Here is a 22,127-nt window from a genome sequence, read left to right as displayed (position 1 = left end):
CCGTCCCGGCGGCGGCACCCCGGGGGTGACCCCGCCACCGCCCGGCACCGGACGGCCCGGGGACCGGCGCGGCACTCCACCGGGCAAGCCGGGTGGAACGGACACGTTCGGGCGGCCGCCCGGGTCGGCTGCTCCACCCGTACTGAAGAATCCCGTCGAGGACCGCACCATCCGCCCCGGCAGCGCCGCGGAGGTCCGTCAGGCGACCGCCGCGCAGCGGCCCGGCGGCACCGCGCCGCCGGTGCTGAACCGCCCGGCGTCGCCCACCGCTCCCCCGCCCTGGAAACCGCGTCGCACCGCCCGCGGTGGCGCGGCCTGGTCGGACCTGTTCGGCGCCGAGGAGGCCCGGCGGCGCGGTGGCTCCGGGGTCATCGACGCGCCGGAGCAGGCCCGGCCGGACAGCGGCCCGTGGGGCCTGCGCAGCCGGGCGGCCACACCGGGCACTCCCGCCGAGCCGAACCGGCCCGGGACGGTCTCACCGGAGCTGGGCAAACGCCGGGGCGGCGGGGACCCGGTCCCGGTGCGCGGCGAGCACGAGCTGGTCACCGACGAGCAGGCGTTCGGGGTGCGCACCCCGGGCGGCGGCGTGGTGACCGGCCGCGGTGACGAGCCGCCGGAACCCGAGGTCCCGCGGGCCTTCCGCTGACCCTCGCGTGTGGATCGCGGGCGCGCACGACGGCCGGAATCCACACGCTCAGGGTTTGGGGACGGCGACCACGATCGAGCCGGCGGCACGGTCGTGCAGGCCCCGGCCCTGACTGTTCAGAATGATCGCGGGGATGAAGAGGGCCAGCAGAACGGCCCGGATCAGTCCGCGGAACAGGCCTATCACGCCGTCCTCGGGGTATGCGGCACAGCGGACCCGGCACAGCCGCATGCCCGGCGTCTGTCCGAACAGTCCGAGGAAGAAGGTGTTCGCCACGACCAGCACGAGAACGGCGGGCCACGGGGTGGCCGACGGGCTGGCGTAGAGACTGGCGACGAGCACGAAGAGAATCTGGTCGATCACGATCGCACCCAGGCGCGGGCCCAGACCGGCCGGCTCCAGGGCGGTCGTCTCGTTCACTGAAGCAGCCACGCCTTCCGAGCGTACGCGATAGGGTTTTTCTGGCCGGCTCGCGCTGCCGCCGTACCTGCTCGGCGCGGTACGTAACACGGCGGAAACAATAGGGATACGCCGGGGCAACTCCCGACCCATAACGTCGCGACCAGCCCTGCCAGTGGCGGCCCATGCTGCCCGGTATCGGAAAACTGTGCCAGGAGGACGTGTGTTCGCCAATCCCGAGGAACTCCTGCGATACCTCAAAGACGAGGACGTCAAGTTCGTCGACGTACGTTTCTGTGACCTGCCGGGTGTGATGCAGCACTTCAACATCCCGGTCGAGTCGTTCGACGACAGTGTCGCCACCGACGGCCTCGCCTTCGACGGGTCCTCGATCCGCGGCTTCCAGGCCATCCACGAGTCCGACATGCTGCTCCTGCCGGACGTCGCGACCGCCTTCATCGACCCGTTCCGGATCCAGAAGACGCTCGCCCTGAACTTCTTCATCCACGACCCGTTCACCCGCGAGGCGTACTCGCGTGACCCGCGGAACGTGGCCAAGAAGGCCGAGGCCTACCTGGCCTCCAGCGGCATCGCCGACACCGCCTACTTCGGTGCCGAGGCGGAGTTCTACATCTTCGACTCGATCCGCCACGAGACCTCCGCCCACCAGGCGTACTACTACATCGACTCGATCGAGGGCGCCTGGAACAGCGGCCGCGAGGAGCCGGGCGGCAACCGGGGCTACAAGACCGCGTACAAGGGTGGCTACTTCCCCGTGTCGCCGGTCGACCACTACGCCGACCTGCGTGACGCCATGGTGCGCCGCCTCGTCGACACCGGCTTCACCGTCGAGCGCTCGCACCACGAGGTCGGCACCGCCGGCCAGGGCGAGATCAACTACAAGTTCTCGACGCTGCTGCACGCCGGCGACCAGATGCAGCTGTTCAAGTACATCATCAAGAACACCGCCTGGGAGCACGGCAAGACGGCGACGTTCATGCCGAAGCCGCTCTTCGGCGACAACGGCTCCGGCATGCACACCCACCAGAGCCTCTGGCTCGGCGGGGAGCCGCTGTTCTACGACGAGACCGGATACGCCGGCCTGTCCGACACGGCCCGCTGGTACATCGGCGGCCTGCTGCACCACGCGCCGTCGCTGCTCGCGTTCACCAACCCGACCGTCAACTCGTACCGGCGGCTCGTGCCCGGCTACGAGGCCCCGGTCAACCTGGTCTACTCGCAGCGCAACCGCTCCGCCTGCACCCGCATCCCGGTGACCGGCAGCAACCCGAAGGCCAAGCGCGTCGAGTTCCGCGTCCCGGACCCGTCGTCGAACCCGTACCTGGCGTTCTCGGCCCAGATGATGGCCGGCCTCGACGGCATCAAGAACAAGATCGAGCCCCCGGCCCCGATCGACAAGGACCTGTACGACCTGCCGCCGGAGGAGTGGGGCAGCGTCAAGCAGGTGCCCGGCTCCCTGGACGCCGTGCTCAACTCCCTCGAGGCCGACCACGAGTTCCTCACCGCCGGTGGCGTCTTCACCGACGACCTGATCTCCACCTGGATCGACTACAAGCGCACCAACGAGATCGACCCGGTCCGGCTCCGCCCGACCCCGCACGAGTTCGAGATGTACTACAACGTCTGAGCGCACCACGCTCTGACCTGGGGTTCAGCTGTTCCACTGACCTCGGGACCAAATCGGAAACAACCGGCGAGCCGTCGACCGCCCCGCGGTCGACGGCTCGCCGCGTCTTATCCGGCGCCGACGGCATGAGGTGCGTGTAGGTCCGAAGCGTGAAACCGGGGTCGCTGTGGCCCCGGTACTCGGCGAGCGTCCGGATGTCCACGCCGTCGGCGAGCAAGGTGCTGGCGTACGTGTGCCGGAGCACGTGGAAGCCGTGCTCGCGGGACTCCACGTACAGTTCGTCCGGCTTCGGCTCCGGAAATCACACCGGCCGCCACGAGCGCCGGCTTCCACAGGTACGAGTTGACCGAGCCGTTCGCGGATCTCCGCACGCGCCATGAATCTCGCCTGATTCGAGTCGATGTCCCGATCCCAGTTGATAGCAAGGCATTGGCCATCGGGTGCTGTTACCGCAGGTTGTACTCAGCGCGCTGCTCGTCGCGCCACCGCTTCACCGCCGCGACCCGGGCTTCGTATCCGGTCAGCCGTCGCATGATCGCGCCGATGCCGGTCATCGCCACCTCCCGCCGTGTCGGTTTCGGGGGCGGCGGGAGGTGTCCACGCACTGTCTGGTGGGTACGGCCCGCCGCGCTGAGCGCGACGGCGGACGGTAGGGATCACGGGCCCTACTCCCGCCGTCGCTGACCTGATCGTGACCGGCCAGCGGCGGCAGTGTGAGGCAATCGGTGTCCGCAAAGTCCGCGGAGCCGTCCGCAACTCTGCGGACAGCCGTCAGGACTCGTCAGCCGGGCGGGCCGCGGCTGCTTCCTCCTGCAAATCACGGGCCTCCGGCGCGCCGGTCGCGGCGATGCCGGCGACCAACTCGTGGACGCGCCACCAGTTCGACGGCACGATTCGGCCCGACCGGATCGCCGTCCGGGCCTCCGCCGCCGCCTCATCCGCACGCGGAGCCTCGCCGGCCAGCAACGCCAGGCCGAGATCAAGGCGGGCCGACGCGATCCGCCGCGGCCGGGCGCCCTCCTCCTCCAGCTCCTTCAGCACGTCGCGGGCGACTCGTTCGGCCGCCGGATCCCCGACCCACGAGAGTGTGGTGGCGGTATAGGCGTGCATCTTGCCCGGGTCGTACTGGTAGTGGTGCTCCGGATGCTCGGGGCGCGGCCGGTCCTCGGCCGTCTTCTCCACCCGGCCCAGCGCGTTCAGAGTCGCCTTCTGATCGCCAAGCCGCGCCCACGCCCGCCCCTCCTGGGCGGTCGCCTGCACTATCGCCGACCCGCCGGCCGGGGCGATGTCCTGGGCGCGTTGGGACAGCTCGACAGCCCTGACGTAGTTCCCGCGGGTCAGTTCATCCCAGGCCTCGGTCTCCAGCCACCAGGCGGTGATCTCCATGTCCTCGGCCTGCTCGGCAAGCGCGGTTGCGGTCTCCAAGTGAGCCTCGGCGGCGGCCCGTTGCCGCAAGTCGATGTGGAGAGTGGAGCGCAGCAGCGACAGCCAGCCGCCGACGACAAGCAGGCGGCGGCGCTGGCCGATCGTGGCGCGGCTGTCGACGAGTTGGTCGACGTACCTCAGATGCCGACGCACCTTCGGCAGGAGTTCCGCGGGCGGGGTGGTGGCGTATGACATCGCCATCTTGTCCGCTGTCCGTTCCAGCCTGTCGAGGGTGGTGTCGCTGACGTCGGAAGCGGCGGCACGCTGGGCCATCTCCAGCGCCTCCAGCTCACCTTCAACGTCTTCCGGCACCGGGGTTCGCATGGTCGCGGCGAGCCGGCCGTGCGCGGTAAGCGCGGTGTCCAGGGCGGTAACGATCTCCCGGGTGGGGCGCCGGTTGCCCTTTTCGAGGTCGCTGAGCTGCGATGAGCTCACGGTGGAGACGGCGCTCAGCTGCCGGTAGGAGAGGCCGCGGTGTTCGCGCATGCGGCGGAGTTCAGCGGCGAACGCGTCGGTCATGTCACTCCCTGCTTGCGGTCAGGGGTTGGCGGCCGGGCCGCAAGACACCGGCCGCCGCGATCGACGGTACGCCACGAGAGCGACCGTCACACCCATCGCTACGCCAGGGCGCTGTCGTCGTCCTCCAGCAGCGGTACACGGCCGTCGTGGGAAGGCCCCATGGTGGGGCCGGAGCGTACAACGAGGCTCCGGTCGGCGTCGGCCCATCGCTCTCTGATGGAAACCGGCCTTGGCACTGCGGCCCATGAACAGCAGTTCGGCCAGCGCCGCCACGGCGGGCGACTTCTCCGGATCGCCCTTGTCCCGGGTCTCGGCCCAGTAGTTGGCCAGCTGCCCGATCGTGGCGTTCAGTGTGCGGGCCCCGTTGCTCTCCTCGTCTGACGCTCGCGCCTGACGACGACGGCGGTCACGACCGGCTCCGGCCGGTGTGGCCGCCGTCTCGCATGCCTACCAGTCACGCCACTGGTCGGTCAGCTCCGCGGCGTCCAGTCCGCGCCGGCCGGTCAGCGCCTCGACGTCGACGCCCGCATCGGTCAGGGCGCCGTCGATGTATTCGCACAGCTCCTCCCGCGTCGTCGTCTCGATCTCGCCGGTATCCGCCTCGTTGAGCCCTTCGACCACACGCTCGACCGCGGCCCAGACCTCCGCGTCGTTGTGCGGATCCATCCGGGCGATGTCCTGTTCGTAACGTGCCAGGACGGCCTCGACGCGGGCGACGAAGTCCTCCGGCCACCAGTGGGCCGCGTACGCCTCGCCCGGCGCCAGTGTTCCGGCCGCGACGGCAGCCGCCTCCGCGGTCGTCTCACGCCGCCACCGGTCGGTCAATCTCTCGATCATGGACGGGACAGTAGGTGGTCCGGCGCCGGTCCGCAGCCCCGGCCGGAGGCGGCGCCGGATCCTCAGTGGTACGAGCGTCTGCCGAGGCGCTGGGCGGCGTTCCACAGCAGTTCCGAGCGCCGGGTCGCCTCAGCGATCGCCGCCAGCGGGTCGGCCGGCAGGGATGCGCTGATCAGGCGGCTCACCGGGGTGGCGAGGAGGTTCTCGCGGGCCCGGCCGGCGGCGGGGACGACCACGCCCAGGTACGGGCGGCGCAGCGTACGCGGGGCCACCGCCGACAGGATCCGGCGCAGATGGCCGCGCTGGGCGACGATCGCGACCGGCCGGCCGTCGCCGAAGTGGCCTTCGTGTTCGGCGCGCAGCAGGTTGGTGACGGTGTCGACGGAGTGCCGTTCGACCCGGATGACGGCGGGGTCGGCGCCGGCCGCCATCAGGTAGGAGCGCATCAGGTCCGCTTCCGGGACTCCGCGGAACGTTTCGCCGGGGGCGTCCGGGGCGGTCCAGTCCGCGCCTTTGCCGTCCACCGGCGACTTGTATCCGGCGCAGACGATCAGCCCGCCCCGGCCCAGACGTTCGTGCAGGGCCAGCGCGGTCCGGCAGCGGTCGGCGCCGGCGGGAGTGAGGCCGGTGGCGTCGGGGTCACGGCCGTGGCCGGGCACCAGGACGTGCGCGACCTCGTCCAGCACGAGGCCGTGACTTCCGGCCAGCACCTCGAACTCCACGGTGATCAGTCTGCCAGCGGCCCGGAACGCCCGGCGGAAGCCGGGGTCGCCGCCGGCCGGCGTGGAACGGCGCACGGCGGCGCGGCGTGGAACGGCGCACGGCGGCGCCGCGTGGAACGGCGGACGGCCGGCGCGGCAGGACGGCAGGGGCGGCGGGCAGCGGGGCGGCCGGATGGGAGGTGGTTGCGGAGGGCGGGAGAATCGACGGGTGGAGATCGCGATGCTCGGGCCGGTGGAGGTCCGGGGCAAGGACGGGTCGCTGCTGCCGGTGGCGGGAGAGCGGCTGCGTACCCTCGTGGTCCTGCTCGCCCTGGAGGCCGGCCGCAACGTGTCCGCCGACCGGCTGATCGACGGGGTCTGGGGCGCGGAGCCACCGGCCGGTGCGGGGAACGCACTGCAGGCGCTGGTGTCGCGGTTGCGGCGGGCGGCGCCAGGACTCGTCGTGGAGGCGACGCCGAACGGGTATCGGCTGGTCATCGAGCCGGACCGGGTGGACGCGCACCGGTTCACCCGGCTGGCGGTGGCGGATCCGGCGAAGGCTCTGGAGTTGTGGCGGGGCGAGCTCGACTTCCCGGACGTCGCCCGGCCCGAGGCGGCGCACCTGGAGAGTCTGCATCTGGCGGCGCGGCGGGCCCGGCTGGCCGGGGAGATGGCGCACCGGGACGTGGTTCCGGAGCTGGAGGCGCTCGTCGCGGCGCATCCGCTGGACGAGCCGCTGGCGGTTCTGCTGATCCGGGCGCTGCGCCGGGCGGGGAACCGGGGCCGGGCCCTGGCGGTCTTCGAGGACACCCGCCGCCGGCTCGCCGACGGGCTCGGGGTCGATCCGTCGGCGGAGCTGGCCGCGCTGCATCGGGATCTGCTGCGGGAGCAGCACGGGCCCGGGAACCTGCCGGCCGAGGTGAGCAGCTTCGTCGGCCGGGAGGCCGATGTCCGGGCGGTGTCCGCGCTGCTCGGGGCGCATCGCCTGGTCACGCTGACCGGTCCGGGCGGGAGCGGCAAGACGCGGCTGTCGGTCGAGGTCGGTGCCCGGCTGGCGGGTTCGTCGTGGCTGGTGGAGCTGGCTCCGGTACGGGATCCGGCCGAACTGCCGCAAGCCGTCCTGACCGCCCTGGACCTGCGGGTCCAGGTGGTGATCAGCCGGCCCGGTCAGGGCCCGGCGGCGGAGACGCTGCCCCCGCTGGCGCGGCTGCGGGAGGCGGTCGCCGGGCGGGAGATGCTGCTGATCCTGGACAACTGTGAGCATCTGGTGGAGGCCGCCGCGGAGGTCGCCGACGTGCTGCTGCGGGCCGCGCCGGGGCTGCGGGTGCTGGTCACCAGCCGGGAGCCGCTGGGGTTGCCGGGTGAGTGGCTGTTCCCGGTGGAGCCGCTGGGCCTGCCGCCGGCGGACGCCGATCCGGTCACGGCGGCGGAGGCGCCGGCGGTGCGTTTGCTGCTGGACCGGGCGTCCGGTCTGACGCTGACACGGGACAACACTCCCGCGGTGGTACGGATCTGCCGCGCCCTGGACGGCATCCCGCTCGCCATCGAACTGGCGGCGGCCCGGTTGCGTACGCTGCCGGTCTCCGTTCTGGCGGACCGTCTCGCCGACCGGTTCCGGTTGCTGACCGGCGGCAGCCGGGCCGCGCTGCCCCGGCACCGGACGCTGCGCGCGGTCGTCGACTGGAGTTGGGATCTGCTGTCCGAAGCGGAACGGCGCCGGTGGCGGCGGCTGGCGCTGCTGCCCGGTGGCGCGGACGTGACCGCGGTCGAGCGGGTCTGCGGCCCCGACCTGGATCCGCTGGGTTCGCTGGTGGACAAGTCGTTGCTGGTCCTGGGCGCGGACGGGCGTTACCGGATGCTCGAGACGATCCGAGAGTACGGCTTGGAGCGCCTGGCCGAGGCGGGTGAGGCGGAGGACGGGCGCCGGGCGATCGCCGCGCATCTGCTGGCCGTGGCCCGGGAGGCCGGACCGCATCTGCGCGGCCCGGACCAGCTCATCTGGCTGCGCCGGCTGAGCGAGGAACACGACAACATGCACGCCTCGATCCGGGCCGCGATCGGGGCGGGTGACCGGGCGACGGCGGTGGCGCTCGGCGCGGCCCTGGGCTGGTACTGGTGGTTGCGCGGGCACCGGGCGGAGGGCACCGCGCTGTACCGGGAGATGCTGGCCATGCCGGGCGAGGCGGAGCGGTCCGATCTGGCGCTGGCGTTCGCGTACACCGCGCTCAACGGTTTCGAGGGCCTGATGAGCGCGGCCGACATCCGGGAGTCGCTGCGGCGGGCGGAGGAGCTGGCCGCCGGGGACCGGTCCGCCCATCCGGTGTTGCGGCTGCTGCCGACGCTGGTGACGTTGGCCTCCGGGGATCGGGGCACGGACGGGTTCGGCGGCGCCGAGGAGCTGCTGCGGGATCCGGATCCGTGGCTGCGGGCGCTGGCCCGGATGTTCATCGAGCACATCCGGCTCAACTTCGGCGAGCAGACCGACGAGGTGGAGGCCGGCCTGCTCGCCGCGCTGGCGGGTTTCCGGGCGACCGGCGAGCGCTGGGGCACCGGTTTCACCCTGACCGCGCTCGCCGATCTGGCGGCGGCCCACGGTGACTTCGCCCGCGCGGTCGGGTGGCAGCGGGAGGCGCTGGCGCTGGCCGAGGAGGTGGGCACCCGGGAGGAGGTGCCGCAGTTGACCGTGAAGCTGGCGCACCAGTTGTGGCTGGCCGGGGACGCCGACGGGGCGCGCCGGCTGCTGGGGCGGGCCGAGGAGCACGCCGCCGGCCCGGAGACCCTGGCGGCGGTCCGGCACGGGCAGGCCACTCTCGCGCTGGCCGAGGGCCGCCCGGTGGAGGCCCGCGAGCTGGCCGTGGAGGCGTTGCGGCTGACCGCGGACGTGCCGGTGGCGCCGCAGTTCCGGGCGCTGGCGTGCAGCACCGCCGCGCTGGCCGAGGGCGCGACGGGGGATCTCGCGCGGGCGGCGGAGCTGCATCGGGAGGCGTTGCTGGTGGCGTCCGGGACGAGGGATTCGCCGGTGATCGCGACGGTGCTGGCGGCCGGCGCGGATCTGGCGGTGCGGCGGGGCGATCCGGTGCGGGCGGCGTTCCTGCTGGGCGCCGCCGATTCGGTACGCGGTACCCGCGACCGTTCCGATCCGGAGGCCGACCGGCTGGAACGCGAGGCCCGGGCCGTGCTGGGCGCCACGGGTTTCGAGTCCGCCTACCGCCGCGCCGCCGGGATCACCATGGACACCGCCCTTCCCGCCGGTGTGGAGTTCGGGCCGGCATAGCGGCCGAACCCCACACGCGGAAAGGGGGTCAGACGCGGCGGCGGAAGGCCCGTACCGAGAGCGGGGCGAAGATCAGCAGGAGTCCCGCCGACCACACCAGTGACCAGGTGACCGGCCCGGCGACCGGCCCGCCGCTGAGCAGTCCCCGGACGGCGTCGGCGAGGAGTGTGGTCGGGTTGACCTCGGCGAACGCCTGCAGCCAGCCGGGCATGGTCGCCGGGTCGACGAACGCGCCGCTGGCCATGGTGATCGGGAAGTACAGCACGAACCCGAAGATCTGCACCTTCTCCGGGCTGCTGACCAGCATCGCCACCAGCACCGACGTCCACGCCAGCGCGACCGCGAAGACGAGCAGCAGTCCGACGGCGGCGAGGGCCGCGGCCGGGCCGGTCTCGATCCGGAAGCCGAGGATCATGCCGATCACCAGGAGCAGGGCGATCGCCCAGGCCTGTTTGACGACGTCGGCGGTGATCCGGCCGGCGAGCGGGGAGAACCGGCTGATCGGCAGGGAGCGGAGCCGGTCGAAGACGCCCTTGGTGATGTCGGTGTTGAGGCCGATGCCGGTGTTCATGGTGGCGAACATCAGGTTCTGCACGATGATGCCGGGCAGGGCGAAGGTCAGGTACTCGGCGGGGCTGCCGGCCATCGCGCCGCCGAAGACGTACGTGAACAGCAGCAGGAACATGATCGGCTGGATGCTGAAGTCGATCAGCTCGAACGGGTTGTGCTTGATCTGGACCAGGGTTCGCCAGGCCAGGGTGGCGGTGTTCCGCAGCGGCATGGTCGCTGTCCCCCCTCTCGGCGAGACCCGAGAGAAACCGGAAACGCGCATGACCTCCCTCCGGTCGGTCATGCGCGGGCTCCCGTCAGGCTGAGGAAGACCTCGTCGAGGCTGGGGCTGCGCAGCGCCAGCTCGGCCACGGCGAGCCCGTGTTCGTCCAGGTCGCGGACCAGTTTCGCGAGCGCTCCGGGGTCGCTGACCGGGGCCGAGACGATCTCGGCGGTCACGTCGACGGGGCCGATGGCGACCCGGCCGACGGCGTCGCGGATCGGGGCCAGCTCGTCGGCGAAGGCGGGGCGGACGGTCATGGTCTGCGCGCCGGTCCGGGCCTTCAGCGCGGCCGGGGTGCCGGTCGCGATGACCCGGCCGTGGTCGATCACCACGATCTCGTTCGCCAACTGGTCGGCCTCGTCGAGGTACTGGGTGGTGAGCAGGACGGTCACCCCGTCGCGGACCAGGTCGCGGACGATGTCCCAGACCTCGTTGCGGCTGCGCGGGTCGAGGCCGGTGGTCGGCTCGTCCAGGTAGAGCAGGCGGGGCCCGCCGACCAGGCCGGCGGCCAGGTCGAGGCGGCGCCGCATGCCCCCGGAGTACTTCCCCGCGGCCCGGCCGGCCGCGTCGGACAGGTCGAACCGGGCCAGCAGCTCGGCGGCGCGGGCGTGCGCGGCACGGCGGGTGAGGCCGAGGAGCCGCCCGATCATCAGCAGGTTCTCGGTACCGGTCAGGGTCTCGTCGACGGAGGCGTACTGGCCGGTCAGGCCGATCAGCTCGCGGACCCGGTGCGGCTGCCGGACGACGTCGTGGCCGTTCACCACGGCGTGCCCGGCGTCCGGGGTGATCAGGGTGGCCAGGATCCGGACGACGGTGGTCTTGCCGGCGCCGTTCGGGCCGAGCAGGCCGAGCACCGTCCCGGGGCGCACGGCCAGGTCGACGCCGTCCAGGGCGGTGGTGTCGCCGTAGCGTTTCACCAGCCCTTCGGCGTGGATCGCATAGGTGGTGTCCATGCCGGACACGGTGCCGGGCCGCGCTGACACGGCGCTGACGTCGAGGCCGGCACCGTGTCAGCGGAGGTCAGAGCAGCCGGCCCAGGTTCAGGAAGACGGTCTCGCCGGTGGCGTCGTCGAGGCCGTCGTTGTCGGTGACCGCGTAGGTGCGGCCGTCCCCGGCGACGGCCAGGCCCTCGACCTTGTCCTGCACCCAGCCGTTGCCGGCCTGGAGCAGCGGCAGCAGGTCCTTGACGAGCTTCTTCGACACGGTGGGCGTACCGGTCCAGGTCTTCGGCACGTCGAAGGTGTAGATCCGCTTGATCGCGGCGAGGGCGCCGCGCTGGTTGTCGCGCTCGATCACGGCGAACGTGTCCGCGTCGACGGCGACCAGCTCGGACAGGCCGGTCCAGCCGGTGGGCGCGGTGTCGAGCGGGTAGAGCAGCCACGACCAGGTCTTGGCGATCGTGTCGTAACGGCCGATCCGGGCGGTGTTCACCGGGTCGCCCTTGAGGGTGCGCTGGACGGCCACCCAGACGTTCGTGCCGGCCTCGGTGACGCCCTCCAGGCCGTTGGCGGTGATCGCGGCGGCGACGTCGGCGGGGAGCGGGATCTCCTCCTGCACCTCGGCGCGGGCGTTCAGGCGTACCAGAAGGTCGGGGTCCTTGCCGGCGCCGGTGCCCTCGACGGCCAGCCAGTAACCGCCTGCCTTGCGCACCACCAGCCCTTCGGCGTCGTAGCCCACCGGCTGTCCGTCCTTGGTGACGGTGATCTGGGAGTCGATCACGCCGCCGGTGGTCAGGCCGAGGATCCGGGTCGGCGTGTAGACGGCGTCGGTGACGGTGGCGAGCCGGTCCCGGCGGCCGGGAACCGCCGACAACGCCGACAGCGCGCCCCAGGGGATGTCGTTGCGGGACACCACGGACGCGGTGCGCGGCGAGCCGAACCCGAAGACCTGGATCGAGCCGCGGATGCCGATCGACGCGTCCTCCTCCTCGCTGGACACGACGAGCAGGTTGCGCGACGGGACCGCGACGACACCCTCGGGGGCGTTGGCGGTCGGCAGGAGCTGCGTGAACCTCGGCCGGCGCGGGTTCGACACGTCGTAGACGGCGGTGAAGTTGCCGCGCTCGGCGTTGACGAAGACGTACGGGACTCCGCCGAGACGGGCGAACGCCACGTTCTCGGCCTCGATGCCCTTGGCGTCGGAGCGCTTGTCCGGGTACTGGCCGTGGGCGACGGCGATGTGCTCCAGGGTGTTGCCGGCGTCCCAGACGGCCTTGCCGGTCCGCTTGCTGAAGATCGACCAGCCGCGTGAGCCGCCCTCGTAGTCGCCCTCGTTGGCGGTGGCGAACAGGTCGTCGGTGATCCAGGCGACGCCGTCCGGCTCACGCTTCGCGGTGATCGTCCCGTCCAGCGTGATCCGGTCGTCGTCGAGGGTGTCGACGCCCTCGACCGTCACGGAGCCGGCACTGAAGTCGGACAGAACGCGCTTGGCGGGGAGCGACACCACGGCGAGGTGGTTGTTCTCCTGGAGCGAGACGACCGCTTCGTCCCGGGAGTTGATGCTGACGTATTCGGGTTCCGGGTCGGTCGGCGCGACATCCGACAGACCGGTCAGAGCGACGCGGGAGACCTTCCAGGTCCGGGTGTCGATGACGGCGAGCCAACCGGCCGGGGCCTGCGGGATCGCGCCGTCGTCGACGTCCTCGTCGCGCTCGTTCTCGATGGCGACGGCGATGTACCGGCCGCTCGGCGCCACCGCGACCGAGTCCGGCTGGCCGCCGAGGTCGATCTCGCGGACGGTCCGGCGGGACGCGGCGTCGATCACGACGAGTCTGCCGGACGGGTCGGTGAAGCTGGTCCGGGTGTTCACGCCGGCGAGCAGCAGCCGGCCCAGGTGCGCCACCGAGGTGGGCTCGCCGCCGACCGCCAGGGTGCCGGCGGGCCGGGGCTTCGACGGGTCGGAGATGTCGACGAAGCCGAGGCGCTTGCCCGGGCTGTCGGTGTAGACGACGGTGCGGCCGTCCTCGGTGACCGTGGAGATCTCGGCCGCCGCGGTGTCGCCGGCCGACGTGTTCAGGTAGGCCGGGAAGGTGGCGAGCCGGCGGAATTCTTGGGTGCGGCCGTGCGCGGCCGCCGCGGTGGGCACGGCGCCCACCGCGGCCAGGGCCAGGACGGAGACAACCGCCGAGGAGGTACGGCGTAGAGACATGCGCTCTGACTACGCGATGATCTTGTCGTTGCGGTGACCGCCGAGCGAACGGCGGATACCGGTGAGTGTCCAGATCACGGCGAGCGCGGTCACGGCCACCGATCCCGGCGTCTTCGTGGCAAGTGCCAGGCTGTAGCCATCCGGCAGGCACAGGACGGCGGCCACGGTGACGGCAACGATCAGCCATCGCAGGTCCGCCGGTCACCGGCCGCGGCCAGCCCACCGAGCAGCAGCGCCAGCATCACCGCCTCGTTGTGCGCGCCGGAGATCAGGTGGACCGGCACCAGCGGGCAGGCCAGGAACAGCCAGGCGGCACGCTACGGCGGCGCCCCGGACCGGCGGGCCAGGATCGGCAGCAGACGACCGATCACGATCACCCCGAGCACGGCGATCAGGCGGAGCAGGGCGACGGTCACGGCCAGCGGGCCGCCCACGGCCGCGGCGGCCGCGGCGAGAATCAGGAAGACCGGGCCGTACGGGGCCGGCGTCGAGCGCCACGTCGGCGAGACCGCCTCCGTCCAGGGACAACCCACGTACGGCCTCGGGGTCTGTCTCGTCCTGGCCGCCCTGCCGGGCGCTGCGGGACCGGCTGGCCGCCGAACGGCTGACCGGCCGGGTGGAGATCCCGGCCACCCGTGCCTACTGGGAGGCGGCGTCGCTCGGCGAGATCCCGCTGGCCCGGGCTGGCTGCGGCAGGCCGACGTCGACCGCAATCCGCTGTTCTTCACCACCGTGCCGGGCGCGCCGGGCACCGGCGTGGCGTTGACCGCCGGCAGTTACCGCACGTGGCTGGACGAGCAGGCCGTCCAGTTCGTGGCGGTGCCGGACGTGGAGATCGGCTGGCCGGGCCGTGCCGAGGCGGACCTGATCGCGGCCGGCCTGCCGTACCTCTCCCTGATCTGGTCGGACGCCCACTGGCGCCTGTACGTGGTGGCCGCTTCGCGCGCAATCGTGGCCGCCCCGGCCACGCTGGTCCGCCACGACGCCGCCACGCTCGTCCTCGACGCGCCCGCCGCCGGCGACGTCCCGGTCCGGATCCGGCACCACCGCTGGCTGACCGCCTCCGGTGGCGCCACCGTCACCGCCGACGGCGACTGGACGACGATCAGGGTCCCGGCCGCCGGCCGTTACACCCTCACCAGCAGCCTGTTCTAGGCGGCGGAGCGGCGGGCCTCGCGTTCGGCGCGTTTGCGTTCGCGCTGTTCGCGGGTGAAGCGCTTACGGTTCTCCAGATCGCGTTTCCACTGCTCGCGAGCGGGCTCGTCGCAACCCTGGACGGCGCCGCTGGTCTGGGCGGGGCCGATGAAGGACCGGAAGGCCCAGTCGTCGAACGTCCGGTGGTACCAGTCCGTCAACCGTCCCATCAGCGACTCTCCCAACAGTTCGTGGACCAATGCTTGGTACCCCAACTATTGGTAGAGTAGCCGCTGAACTGAGGAGACGCGCAAGTGACCGATCCCACCGAAGACCCCCTCGCCCTGGAACAACAGGTCTGCTTCGCGATGTCGGTCGCCGCCCGCAGCGTCGTGGCGATCTACCGGCCGCTGCTCGAGCCGATGGGCCTCACCCACCCGCAATACCTGGTGATGCTCGCCCTCTGGCAGCACGCGCCGCTGTCCGTGCGCCGCCTCAGTGAGCTGTTGCAGCTCGACCCCGGCACCCTGTCCCCGCTGCTCAAGCGCCTGGAAGCGATCGGCTACCTGGTCCGTGAGCGGGACAAGGCCGACGAGCGCAGCCTGGCCATCACCCTCACCGACCGGGGCCGGGCGCTGCGCGCCGAAGCGGAGCGGATCCCGCCCGCCGTGGTGGCCCGGCTGGGCATGCCGATCGAGGAGCTCCGCCGCGTCCACGAGGCGCTGACCCGGGTGATCGCCGCCGCCACCGGCTGACCTCAAACCTCCGGCTGGTTCTGGTGGCTGTCTCAGCGGCGCTGAGACAGCCACCAGAACCAGCCGGGGTCCTCCCGGACACGGGCAGGTGAACGGGCACGGCATTCATCCGCCACCGTCGTTGAGCACGGTGGGAGGACGAAGCCGGATGTGGATCTGCGTCAACTGCGGGGAACGCAACAGCGGGGTGCCGGACGACTGCCGGGCGTGTGAACGGCCCAGCCGGGAGTCCCGGGCGGTGGAGATCTGGCTGCCCGAGCCGGTCTGGATCCCGGAGCCGGCCGAGCCGGTCCCGGCCGGTGACGAGTCGCGCAGCCGGATAATGCCCGCCCTGCCGATCGTCGTGCTGATCGGCGCCCTCGCCGTCGCGGCGGTCTTCGGCGGGCCGCGCCTCTTCGGCGCCCGGACGGAGCCCGTCGCCGCGCCGGTCACGGCGCCCGGCGCCACCTCGGCCGGCCCCGTCCTGGAGAACGTCCCGATCCTGGAGGGCGACGGGATCGGCCTGGTCACCGTGGATCCGGCGGTCCGTGACCCGCGGGCGAAGGACGTGGCGGCGATGCTCGACATCTACTTCACCGGGATCAACGAGCGGGACTACCGGGCGGTCGCGGGCGTACTCGACCCGGCCGGCGAGCTCGATCCCGGCGTGCCCGGTCAGCTGGCGGCATTCGCCCAGGGCACGTCGACCACCCGGGACTCCGAGATCGTGCTGCACCGGCTGACCACCGCCGCGTCCGGCCGGCTGCGTGCCGAGGTCAACTTCCGCAGCCGGCAGAAGGCCGGGCACGGCCCGCCGGAACGGCCCGACGAGACCTGCACCCGGTGGCGCGTCGTCTACATCCTCAGCACGTCCGGCGGCGATTACCGGATGGTGCGCGGGGACGGCACCAACGAACCGTGCTGATCAGCTCTCCAGCACCCGTTCCATCGCGGCCCGGGATCGCCGGGTCAGCCGCAGGTACCGGTCCACGAACTCACCCGGGTCGCCGCCGCCCAGCAGGAGCACCGCGCCCGCCAGCTCGACCCCGTGCCGGGGCAGCTGGTCGGTCGGGCGGCCGCGGACCAGCGTGAGCGCGTTGCGCACCTGCGCGGCCAGGGTCCAGCCGGCCGTCAACTCGGCCGCGTCCGCCTCGTCGACCACACCGGCCCCGGCCTCGGCGGCGAGCGCCTCCAGAGTCCGGGTGCAGCGCAGGGCGGGGATCGCGTGGGCGTGCCGCAGCTGGGTGAGCTGCACCGCCCACTCGACGTCGGAGAGACCGCCGCGGCCCAGTTTCGTATGCGTGTTGGGGTCGGCACCGCGGGGCAGCCGCTCGGTCTCCACCCGGGCCTTGATCCGGCGGATCTCGACGACCTGTTCCCTGGTCAGGCCGCCGTCCGGATAGCGTTTCGTGTCGGCCAGCGTCTCGAAGCGGGCGCCCAGATCGGCGTCGCCGCAGACGAACCGGGCGCGCAGCAGCGCCTGCGCCTCCCACACCTTCGACCAGCGCTCGTAGTACTGCCGGTACGCCTGCAGGCTGCGGACCAGCGAGCCCTGCCGGCCCTCCGGGCGCAGGTCGGCGTCGACGCCGAGGGCCGGGTCCGGGGCCGGCGCGTTGAGCAGCCGGCGCATCTCCTCGGCGATGGCGTGCGCGGCGGCGCTGGCCTCGCCCTCCGGACAGCCGGGCGGCGGCTCGTAGACGAACAGCACGTCGGCGTCCGAGGGATAGCTCATCTCGTAGCTGCCGAGCCGGCCCATGCCGATCACCGCGAACCGCAGCCCGTCCGGGCCGGGTCTGGCGCGACGGGCGATCCGCAGCGCCGCGTTCAGGGTGGCGTCGGTGACGTCGGAGAGGGCGACCCCGACGGCGTCCACACCGAGCGGCCGGTCCGGGGCCAGGTCACCGCCCTGGCTCAGGATGTCGGCACAGGCCAGCCGGAACAGCTCCCGGCGGCGCAGCGCCCGGACGGCGGCGATCGCGCCGCCCGGATCGGTGTGCCGGTCACCGGCCGCGGCGAACCCGTCGCGCAGCGACTCCCGGGGCCGGGGCTGCAACTCGGCGTCGTCGGCGAGCAACCGCAGCGCCTCCGGGTCACGGGTGAGCAGGTCCGTGGCGTACCGCGACAGGCTCAGCACCCGCGCCAGGCGGCGGGCCACCGGGCCGCCGTCCCGCAGCAGCCGCAGGTACCAGGGGGTGCTGCCGAGCTTGTCCGACACCTGCCGGTAGCTCAGCAGGCCGCGATCCGGTTCCGGGGCGTCGGCGAAATCCTGCAGCAGCATCGGCAGCAGGGTGCGCTGGATCGCCGCGGTCCGGGTCACGCCGCCGGTCAGCGCCTCCAGGTGCCGCAGCGCCCCGGCAGGGTCGGCGAACCCGAGGATCTCCAGGCGCTTGCGGGCCGACTCCGGGGTCATCCGCAGCTCCTCGGCCGGAACTCGGGCGACCGCCTCCAGCAGCGGCTGATAGAGCAGCTTGACGTGCAGGCGGCGGACGTTGGCGGCGTGACCGACCCAGTCGGAGCGGAACGCCTCGACGGCGTCCCGGCCGGGAACGGCGGTGTAGCCGAGGGCGGCCGCGAGCCAGCGCAGACCGGCCGGATCGTCCGGCACGGTGTGCGTACGTTTGAGGTGTTGCAGTTGCAGCCGATGCTCGACGCCGCGCAGGAAACGGTAACCACGCAGCAGCGTCTCACCGTCCTGACGGCCCACATAACCGCCGGTGACCAGGGCGCGCAGCGCCGGGATCGTCCCCCCGCCCCGCAGGGTCTCGTCCACCCGGCCGTGCACGAGCTGGAGCAGCTGCACGGCGAACTCGATGTCGCGCAGCCCGCCCGAACCGCGTTTGATCTCGCGGTCCAGCTCCTTCTTCGGGATGTTGTCGATGATCCGGCGGCGCATGTCGCGGACGTCGGCGACCGCCTCCGGCCGTTCCGCGGCGTGCCACACCAGCGGCGCGAGGTCGGCGATCCACTCCTGCGCCAGCGCCAGGTCCCCGGCCGCCGGACGGGCCTTGAGCAACGCCTGGAACTCCCAGGTCCGCGCCCACCGCCGGTAGTACGCCTGGTGGCTGGCCAGGGTGCGGACCAGCGGGCCGCGGCTGCCCTCCGGGCGCAGCGCGGCGTCCACCGGCCAGGCCACCTGGCCGCAGATCTCGATCAGCCGGGCGGCGACCGTGGTGGCCGGGTTCAGGTCCTCGTCACCGGCGGCCACGAAGATCACGTCGACGTCGGAGACGTAGTTCAGCTCGTTGCCACCGCACTTGCCCATCGCGACGACCGCGAGACGCGGCTCCGGCGTGGACTGCGGCAGGGCGGCGACGGCGATCGCGTACGCCGCGGAAAGGGTCTCGTCGGCCAGCCGGGAGAGGGCCGCCATCGTCGGCTCCAGGCCGCGGCCCGCCGTCAGGTCGGCGGCGGCGATGCGCAACAACGCCATCCGGTACGCCCGGCGCAGATCCGGCACGGTCAACTGGTTCAGATCGGTCAGCCCGCCGTCGGCCTCCGGCGGCATGCCGCTCGGCCCGGTGGCCAGGGTCCGCCACTCCTCCGGGTTGGCCACCAGGTGATCGCCGAGCGCCGAGGACGCGCCGAGCACCGCCAGCAGCCGCCGCCGCAGCCCGTCGTCGGCGGACAACTCGCCGAGCAGCGTCTCCGCCCGGGCCGGGTCACCGCGGCCGGCCGACTCGACCACCCGGTGCAGCTGCCGCAACGCCAGGTTGGGGTCGGCGGCGCGGGAGAGGGCGTCCAGCAGCCCGGCCGCCCGCTCGTCGACCGGGGCCTGCGTCCCGGTGTCCCACAGCCGCAGCCCGCCGGGGCCGAGCAGGTCGGTGGCCCGGGCGCCGTTGTCGGCGAACCCGTACCGGGCGAGGCGGGTCGGCCGGGTCATCACTGCCCCAGCAGGGGCAGGGTCCGGGCGGAGCCGGGGTCCGGGATGTCGGCGTCCGGCAGCGTGCCGAGCGCCAGGGCGGCGAACCGCACGGCGAACGGCTGCCACACCTCCTCGACGTCGGGGAGCGCCGCCGCGCAGGCCCGCACGACCGCCTCCGGGTCGTAACCGAGCCCGGTCAGCACGGCGTGATCGGCCCGCACCCAGTCGGCGATCATGGCGGCGTCGCACTCGATGTGGAACTGCAGGCCCCAGGCCCGGTCGCCGATCCGGAACGCCTGGTGCGGATAGCGGGTGGAGGCGGCCAGCAGCACCGCGCCGGCCGGCAGCTCGGTGATCGCGTCACGGTGCCACTGCTGCACGTCGGGCAGCAGCGTCACCCACTTGAACAGCGGGTCCCGGTCGGCCGCGTCCCGCTTGGCGACCAGCCCGGGGCCGATCTCCGGGCCGGCGGCGCCGGGCTCGATCAGGCCGCCGTGCGCCTGGGCCAGCAGCTGGCCGCCGAGGCAGACGCCGAGGGTGGGCACGCGGTGCCGGACCGCCTTGCGCAGCAGGCCCTCGACCGCCGGGAACCAGGGCGCGCCGGGGGTGCCGGCGGCGTCGGGAAACGCGTTCTGATCGCCGCCCAGCACGATCAGCGCGGCATGGCCGTCGAGGGTCTCCGGCAGGGCGTCACCGGCGTGCGGGCGGAGCACGGTCAGCTCCAGCCCGCCCTCGGTCAGCCAGTCGCCGAGGCGCCGGAGGTCGTCGGCAGGGTCGTTCTCGATGACGAGTGCGGTGGCCACACGTCGAGGCTAACCGGTGCTGTTTCAATGGGGCATGCTTGCCGCAGTGATCACCGCCTTCGGCGGGCCGTCCGTCTTCGGGCTGGCCGAGCTGGACCCGCCGATCGCCGGGCCCGGCGCCGAGATCGTCGACGTGACGCTGGCCGGGGTGAACTACGCCGACGTCCACCACCGCCGCGGGGAGTACGCGAGGCCGCCCCTGCCCGGGGTCCTCGGCGCCGACGTGGTCGGCCGCCGCCGCGCCGACGGCCGGCGGGTGGCCGCGCTGCTGCGGACCGGAGGCGGTTACGCCCAGGTCGCGGCCGCTCCGGCCGGGCACGTGGTGGAGATCCCCGACGAGGTGAGCGACGAGCAGGCCCTCGCCGTGCTGGAGCAGGGCCTGACCGCCTGGCACAGCCTGCACACCGTGGGCCGGGTCACCGGCGACGACGTGGTGGTGGTGACCGCAGCCGCCGGCGGGGTCGGTCACCTGGCGGTCCAGTTGGCCCGGGCGGCCGGGGCCCGGGTGATCGGGTGCGCGTCGTCGGAGGCGAAACGGGCGTTCCTCGCCGGGCTGGGCGCGCACGCGACCGTCGACTCGAACCATCCGGATCTGGGCGCGGCCCTGGACGAGACGCCCACGCTGGTGCTGGACGGTGTCGGCGGGCGGACGTTCGAGCAGCTGCACGCGGCGCTGGCGCCGTTCGGGCGGACCGTGGCGTACGGCAGGGTCGGCGACGTGCGCGACACGGTCGCCGTGGACGATCTGATGACCTCGTCGACCGGGGTGCACGGGTTCTGGCTGCAGCGGGTCCTCGACGACGAGGAGCTCTACCGCTCCAGCGCGTCCCGCCTGTTCCGGCTGTCCGGGCTGGGGATGCTGACCGCCCGGATCGGTGGGCGGTACCCCCTGTCGGGGGTCGGGCAGGCCCACGCCGACCTGGAGGACCGGATCACCGCCGGGAAACTCGTGATCGACGTGAACCGGCTCGGATGATCTTCAGAAGGTCTTCCCAAGGCTCTTCCGAAGGCTCTTATAAAGGCCGACAGGACGTTGTCGCCGCCGGCGGCCACGCTGAACCACGACACATTCGTTGAAGGAGGATGCGACGTGAGTGAAGTGAACGGCATCGGATGGTTCCAGATCGGCACCGACCAGCCGGAGGAGGCGGAACGCTTCTACGGCGGGCTGTTCGGATGGACCTTCGAGGCGGCCGCGCCCGCGTACCGGTTCATCACCACGCCGGCGAAGGACGGCATCCCGGGCGGGCTCGCGGACACCAGCGGCGGCGGCCCCAACCACGCGGTCTTCTCCGTGCACGTGGCCGACGTCGACGAGGTCTGCCAGGCGGCCGAGACCGCCGGCGGCAAGGTCCTCGTCAAGCGGACGGCCGGCGACGGCACGAGGATCGCCCACCTGCTCGACCCGGCGGGCAACCAGTTCCAGATCTTCACCCCGCCGGCGTGAGCGTGAGCGGCCGCAGGCGGTGCGGGATGTCCAGCGCGACCTCCGCCATCGTCCGCGGCCGCGCCGTCTCCCGGGTCGCCGTCATCGTGGTGATCCGGTCGGAGCGGAAGATCCGGGCCGAGTCCCGCAGCCGGCACCAGGCGATCAGGTACCACCGGTCGCGGACGCTGACGTAACCGAACGGCTCGATCTCCCGGCTGGTCACGGCGCCGTGGCGGTCGGCATAACCGATCCGCACGACGCCGCCCACCGGGAGCGCGCCGCCCAGCAGCCGGGGCAGCCCGGGTGGCGCCGAGTCGCCGGCCAGGTGGATCCGGCCGGCCAGCTCCCGCGCCACGGCCACGTCCTCCGGGCGCATCGCGGCGACGAGTTTGCGCAGCGCGCTCGCCGCCGGCTGGCGGAACGGGGTGCCCTCCATGCCGCGCAGGGCGAGCGCCATGGCGACCGCCTCCTCCGGCGTCAGGTTGACCGGTGGCAGGGTGTGCGTGCGGTCCAGGCAGTAGCCGCCGGTGCGGCCGGTCTCGGCGTAGATCGCGGTGCCGGACTGCTGCAGGGCGGAGATGTCCCGCTCGATCGTGCGCGCGCTCACCTCGAACCGCTCCGCCAGCCAGCGCGCGCTGCGCGGCCGCGGGGCCACCGCCCGCAACTCCTCGACCAGGGCGTAGAGCCGATCAGTACGGTTCACCCCTCGCACGCTAGCCCCGGGGTACGACAAAACC

Annotated in this window: 19 protein-coding genes and 3 pseudogenes; 8 read left to right on the top strand and 14 right to left on the bottom strand. The window is 72.9% G+C overall.

Annotated elements, in window-relative coordinates:
• Positions 1–646: pseudogene (locus Aut01nite_RS21265) on the top strand (hypothetical protein); the annotation flags it as partial.
• A gap of 48 nt (positions 647–694) precedes the next feature.
• Here the strand turns inward: Aut01nite_RS21265 and Aut01nite_RS21260 are convergent.
• The gene (locus Aut01nite_RS21260; protein ID WP_052163770.1) at positions 695–1,078 is read right to left on the bottom strand and encodes an RDD family protein; all 384 of its coding nucleotides are present in this window, start codon (positions 1,076–1,078) and stop codon (positions 695–697) included.
• A gap of 190 nt (positions 1,079–1,268) precedes the next feature.
• Here Aut01nite_RS21260 and glnA point away from each other — a divergent pair, with 190 nt between their 5' ends.
• Positions 1,269–2,693 carry a type I glutamate--ammonia ligase gene (gene glnA, locus Aut01nite_RS21255; RefSeq protein WP_043525453.1) on the top strand — a complete coding sequence of 475 codons (1,425 nt, stop codon included), beginning with the start codon at positions 1,269–1,271 and terminating at the stop codon, positions 2,691–2,693.
• On the opposite strand, the gene Aut01nite_RS21250 is transcribed toward glnA, so the two are convergent.
• From Aut01nite_RS21250 to Aut01nite_RS21235, 4 genes are all read right to left on the bottom strand, one after another.
• Positions 2,584–2,895: a hypothetical protein gene (locus tag Aut01nite_RS21250; RefSeq protein WP_236642721.1), complete on the bottom strand. Its 312-nt coding sequence runs from the start codon at positions 2,893–2,895 to the stop codon at positions 2,584–2,586. The two genes, glnA and Aut01nite_RS21250, sit on opposite strands and share 110 nt — an antisense overlap.
• A 569-nt stretch (positions 2,896–3,464) precedes the next feature.
• Entirely contained in the window at positions 3,465–4,637 is a 1,173-nt protein-coding gene (locus Aut01nite_RS21245) for a helix-turn-helix domain-containing protein (protein WP_043525452.1), read from the bottom strand.
• A gap of 447 nt (positions 4,638–5,084) precedes the next feature.
• Positions 5,085–5,474: a hypothetical protein gene (locus Aut01nite_RS21240; RefSeq protein ID WP_043525451.1), complete on the bottom strand. Its 390-nt coding sequence runs from the start codon at positions 5,472–5,474 to the stop codon at positions 5,085–5,087.
• A gap of 62 nt (positions 5,475–5,536) precedes the next feature.
• Positions 5,537–6,271: a YdcF family protein gene (locus Aut01nite_RS21235; RefSeq protein WP_043525450.1), complete on the bottom strand. Its 735-nt coding sequence runs from the start codon at positions 6,269–6,271 to the stop codon at positions 5,537–5,539.
• 133 nt (positions 6,272–6,404) lie between these two features.
• On the opposite strand from Aut01nite_RS21235, the gene Aut01nite_RS21230 reads away from it, so the two are divergent.
• A complete protein-coding gene (locus Aut01nite_RS21230) occupies positions 6,405–9,449 on the top strand; it encodes an AfsR/SARP family transcriptional regulator (protein ID WP_052163769.1) in 3,045 nt (1,014 codons plus the stop codon).
• 28 nt (positions 9,450–9,477) lie between these two features.
• On the opposite strand, the gene Aut01nite_RS21225 is transcribed toward Aut01nite_RS21230, so the two are convergent.
• From Aut01nite_RS21225 to mptB, 5 genes and pseudogenes are all read right to left on the bottom strand, one after another.
• Positions 9,478–10,230 (bottom strand): ABC transporter permease, encoded by a 753-nt coding sequence (locus Aut01nite_RS21225; RefSeq protein ID WP_236642717.1) that lies wholly within the window; start codon positions 10,228–10,230, stop codon positions 9,478–9,480.
• A 68-nt stretch (positions 10,231–10,298) separates the two neighbouring features.
• A complete protein-coding gene (locus Aut01nite_RS21220; RefSeq protein ID WP_043525513.1) occupies positions 10,299–11,234 on the bottom strand; it encodes a daunorubicin resistance protein DrrA family ABC transporter ATP-binding protein in 936 nt (311 codons plus the stop codon).
• 67 nt (positions 11,235–11,301) lie between these two features.
• Positions 11,302–13,428: an esterase-like activity of phytase family protein gene (locus tag Aut01nite_RS21215; RefSeq protein ID WP_043525449.1), complete on the bottom strand. Its 2,127-nt coding sequence runs from the start codon at positions 13,426–13,428 to the stop codon at positions 11,302–11,304.
• A gap of 9 nt (positions 13,429–13,437) precedes the next feature.
• Positions 13,438–13,593, bottom strand: a complete 156-nt coding sequence (locus tag Aut01nite_RS21210) for a hypothetical protein (protein WP_161790643.1) — start codon at positions 13,591–13,593, stop codon at positions 13,438–13,440.
• A 29-nt stretch (positions 13,594–13,622) separates the two neighbouring features.
• A pseudogene (mptB, locus tag Aut01nite_RS21205) lies at positions 13,623–13,958 on the bottom strand (polyprenol phosphomannose-dependent alpha 1,6 mannosyltransferase MptB); the annotation flags it as partial.
• Between the two features lie 47 nt (positions 13,959–14,005).
• Between mptB and Aut01nite_RS21200 the strand changes: the two are divergent.
• Positions 14,006–14,583 (top strand): annotated as a pseudogene (locus Aut01nite_RS21200) (hypothetical protein); the annotation flags it as partial.
• On the opposite strand, the gene Aut01nite_RS21195 reads toward Aut01nite_RS21200, so the two are convergent.
• On the bottom strand, positions 14,580–14,792 hold the full coding sequence (locus Aut01nite_RS21195) for a hypothetical protein (protein ID WP_052163766.1): 213 nt from the start codon (positions 14,790–14,792) through the stop codon (positions 14,580–14,582). The pseudogene Aut01nite_RS21200 and the gene Aut01nite_RS21195 overlap by 4 nt on opposite strands.
• A gap of 84 nt (positions 14,793–14,876) precedes the next feature.
• On the opposite strand from Aut01nite_RS21195, the gene Aut01nite_RS21190 reads away from it, so the two are divergent.
• The gene (locus tag Aut01nite_RS21190) at positions 14,877–15,317 is read left to right on the top strand and encodes a MarR family winged helix-turn-helix transcriptional regulator (protein ID WP_043525448.1); all 441 of its coding nucleotides are present in this window, start codon (positions 14,877–14,879) and stop codon (positions 15,315–15,317) included.
• Between the two features lie 148 nt (positions 15,318–15,465).
• Positions 15,466–16,221, top strand: coding sequence for a hypothetical protein (locus Aut01nite_RS21185; protein WP_043525447.1), 756 nt, complete (start codon positions 15,466–15,468; stop codon positions 16,219–16,221).
• On the opposite strand, the gene Aut01nite_RS21180 is transcribed toward Aut01nite_RS21185, so the two are convergent.
• Entirely contained in the window at positions 16,222–19,176 is a 2,955-nt protein-coding gene (locus Aut01nite_RS21180) for a bifunctional [glutamine synthetase] adenylyltransferase/[glutamine synthetase]-adenylyl-L-tyrosine phosphorylase (protein WP_043525446.1), read from the bottom strand. It lies immediately after the preceding gene.
• The gene (locus tag Aut01nite_RS21175) at positions 19,176–19,961 is read right to left on the bottom strand and encodes a type 1 glutamine amidotransferase (RefSeq protein ID WP_043525445.1); all 786 of its coding nucleotides are present in this window, start codon (positions 19,959–19,961) and stop codon (positions 19,176–19,178) included. Before Aut01nite_RS21175 ends, Aut01nite_RS21180 begins: the two co-directional genes overlap by 1 nt.
• Before the next feature lie 34 nt (positions 19,962–19,995).
• On the opposite strand from Aut01nite_RS21175, the gene Aut01nite_RS21170 reads away from it, so the two are divergent.
• Positions 19,996–20,937: a quinone oxidoreductase family protein gene (locus Aut01nite_RS21170; protein WP_043525444.1), complete on the top strand. Its 942-nt coding sequence runs from the start codon at positions 19,996–19,998 to the stop codon at positions 20,935–20,937.
• 114 nt (positions 20,938–21,051) lie between these two features.
• On the top strand, positions 21,052–21,408 hold the full coding sequence (locus Aut01nite_RS21165) for a VOC family protein (RefSeq protein ID WP_052163764.1): 357 nt from the start codon (positions 21,052–21,054) through the stop codon (positions 21,406–21,408).
• Here Aut01nite_RS21165 and Aut01nite_RS21160 read toward each other — a convergent pair.
• Positions 21,392–22,093, bottom strand: a complete 702-nt coding sequence (locus tag Aut01nite_RS21160) for a helix-turn-helix transcriptional regulator (protein ID WP_043525440.1) — start codon at positions 22,091–22,093, stop codon at positions 21,392–21,394. The genes Aut01nite_RS21165 and Aut01nite_RS21160 overlap by 17 nt on opposite strands.
• Positions 22,094–22,127 lie beyond the last annotated feature (34 nt).

This window comes from Actinoplanes utahensis, from assembly GCF_016862455.1.
Taxonomy (GTDB): Bacteria; Actinomycetota; Actinomycetes; order Mycobacteriales; family Micromonosporaceae; genus Actinoplanes; species Actinoplanes utahensis.
The sequence above is the reverse complement of the archived record's forward strand: the minus strand, read 5'-3'. Positions and strand labels throughout refer to the sequence as shown.

What these genes read in the sequence shown, in the direction of transcription:
- Aut01nite_RS21245 (WP_043525452.1), bottom strand. Translation starts at nt 4,637, where the DNA reads ATGACCGACGCGTTCGCCGCTGAACTCCGCCGCATGCGCGAACACCGC.
- Aut01nite_RS21240 (WP_043525451.1), bottom strand. Translation starts at nt 5,474, where the DNA reads ATGATCGAGAGATTGACCGACCGGTGGCGGCGTGAGACGACCGCGGAG.
- Aut01nite_RS21225 (WP_236642717.1), bottom strand. Translation starts at nt 10,230, where the DNA reads ATGCCGCTGCGGAACACCGCCACCCTGGCCTGGCGAACCCTGGTCCAG.
- Aut01nite_RS21220 (WP_043525513.1), bottom strand. Translation starts at nt 11,234, where the DNA reads ATGGACACCACCTATGCGATCCACGCCGAAGGGCTGGTGAAACGCTAC.
- Aut01nite_RS21215 (WP_043525449.1), bottom strand. Translation starts at nt 13,428, where the DNA reads ATGTCTCTACGCCGTACCTCCTCGGCGGTTGTCTCCGTCCTGGCCCTG.
- Aut01nite_RS21195 (WP_052163766.1), bottom strand. Translation starts at nt 14,792, where the DNA reads ATGGGACGGTTGACGGACTGGTACCACCGGACGTTCGACGACTGGGCC.
- Aut01nite_RS21185 (WP_043525447.1), top strand. Translation starts at nt 15,466, where the DNA reads ATGTGGATCTGCGTCAACTGCGGGGAACGCAACAGCGGGGTGCCGGAC.
- Aut01nite_RS21180 (WP_043525446.1), bottom strand. Translation starts at nt 19,176, where the DNA reads ATGACCCGGCCGACCCGCCTCGCCCGGTACGGGTTCGCCGACAACGGC.
- Aut01nite_RS21170 (WP_043525444.1), top strand. Translation starts at nt 19,996, where the DNA reads ATGCTTGCCGCAGTGATCACCGCCTTCGGCGGGCCGTCCGTCTTCGGG.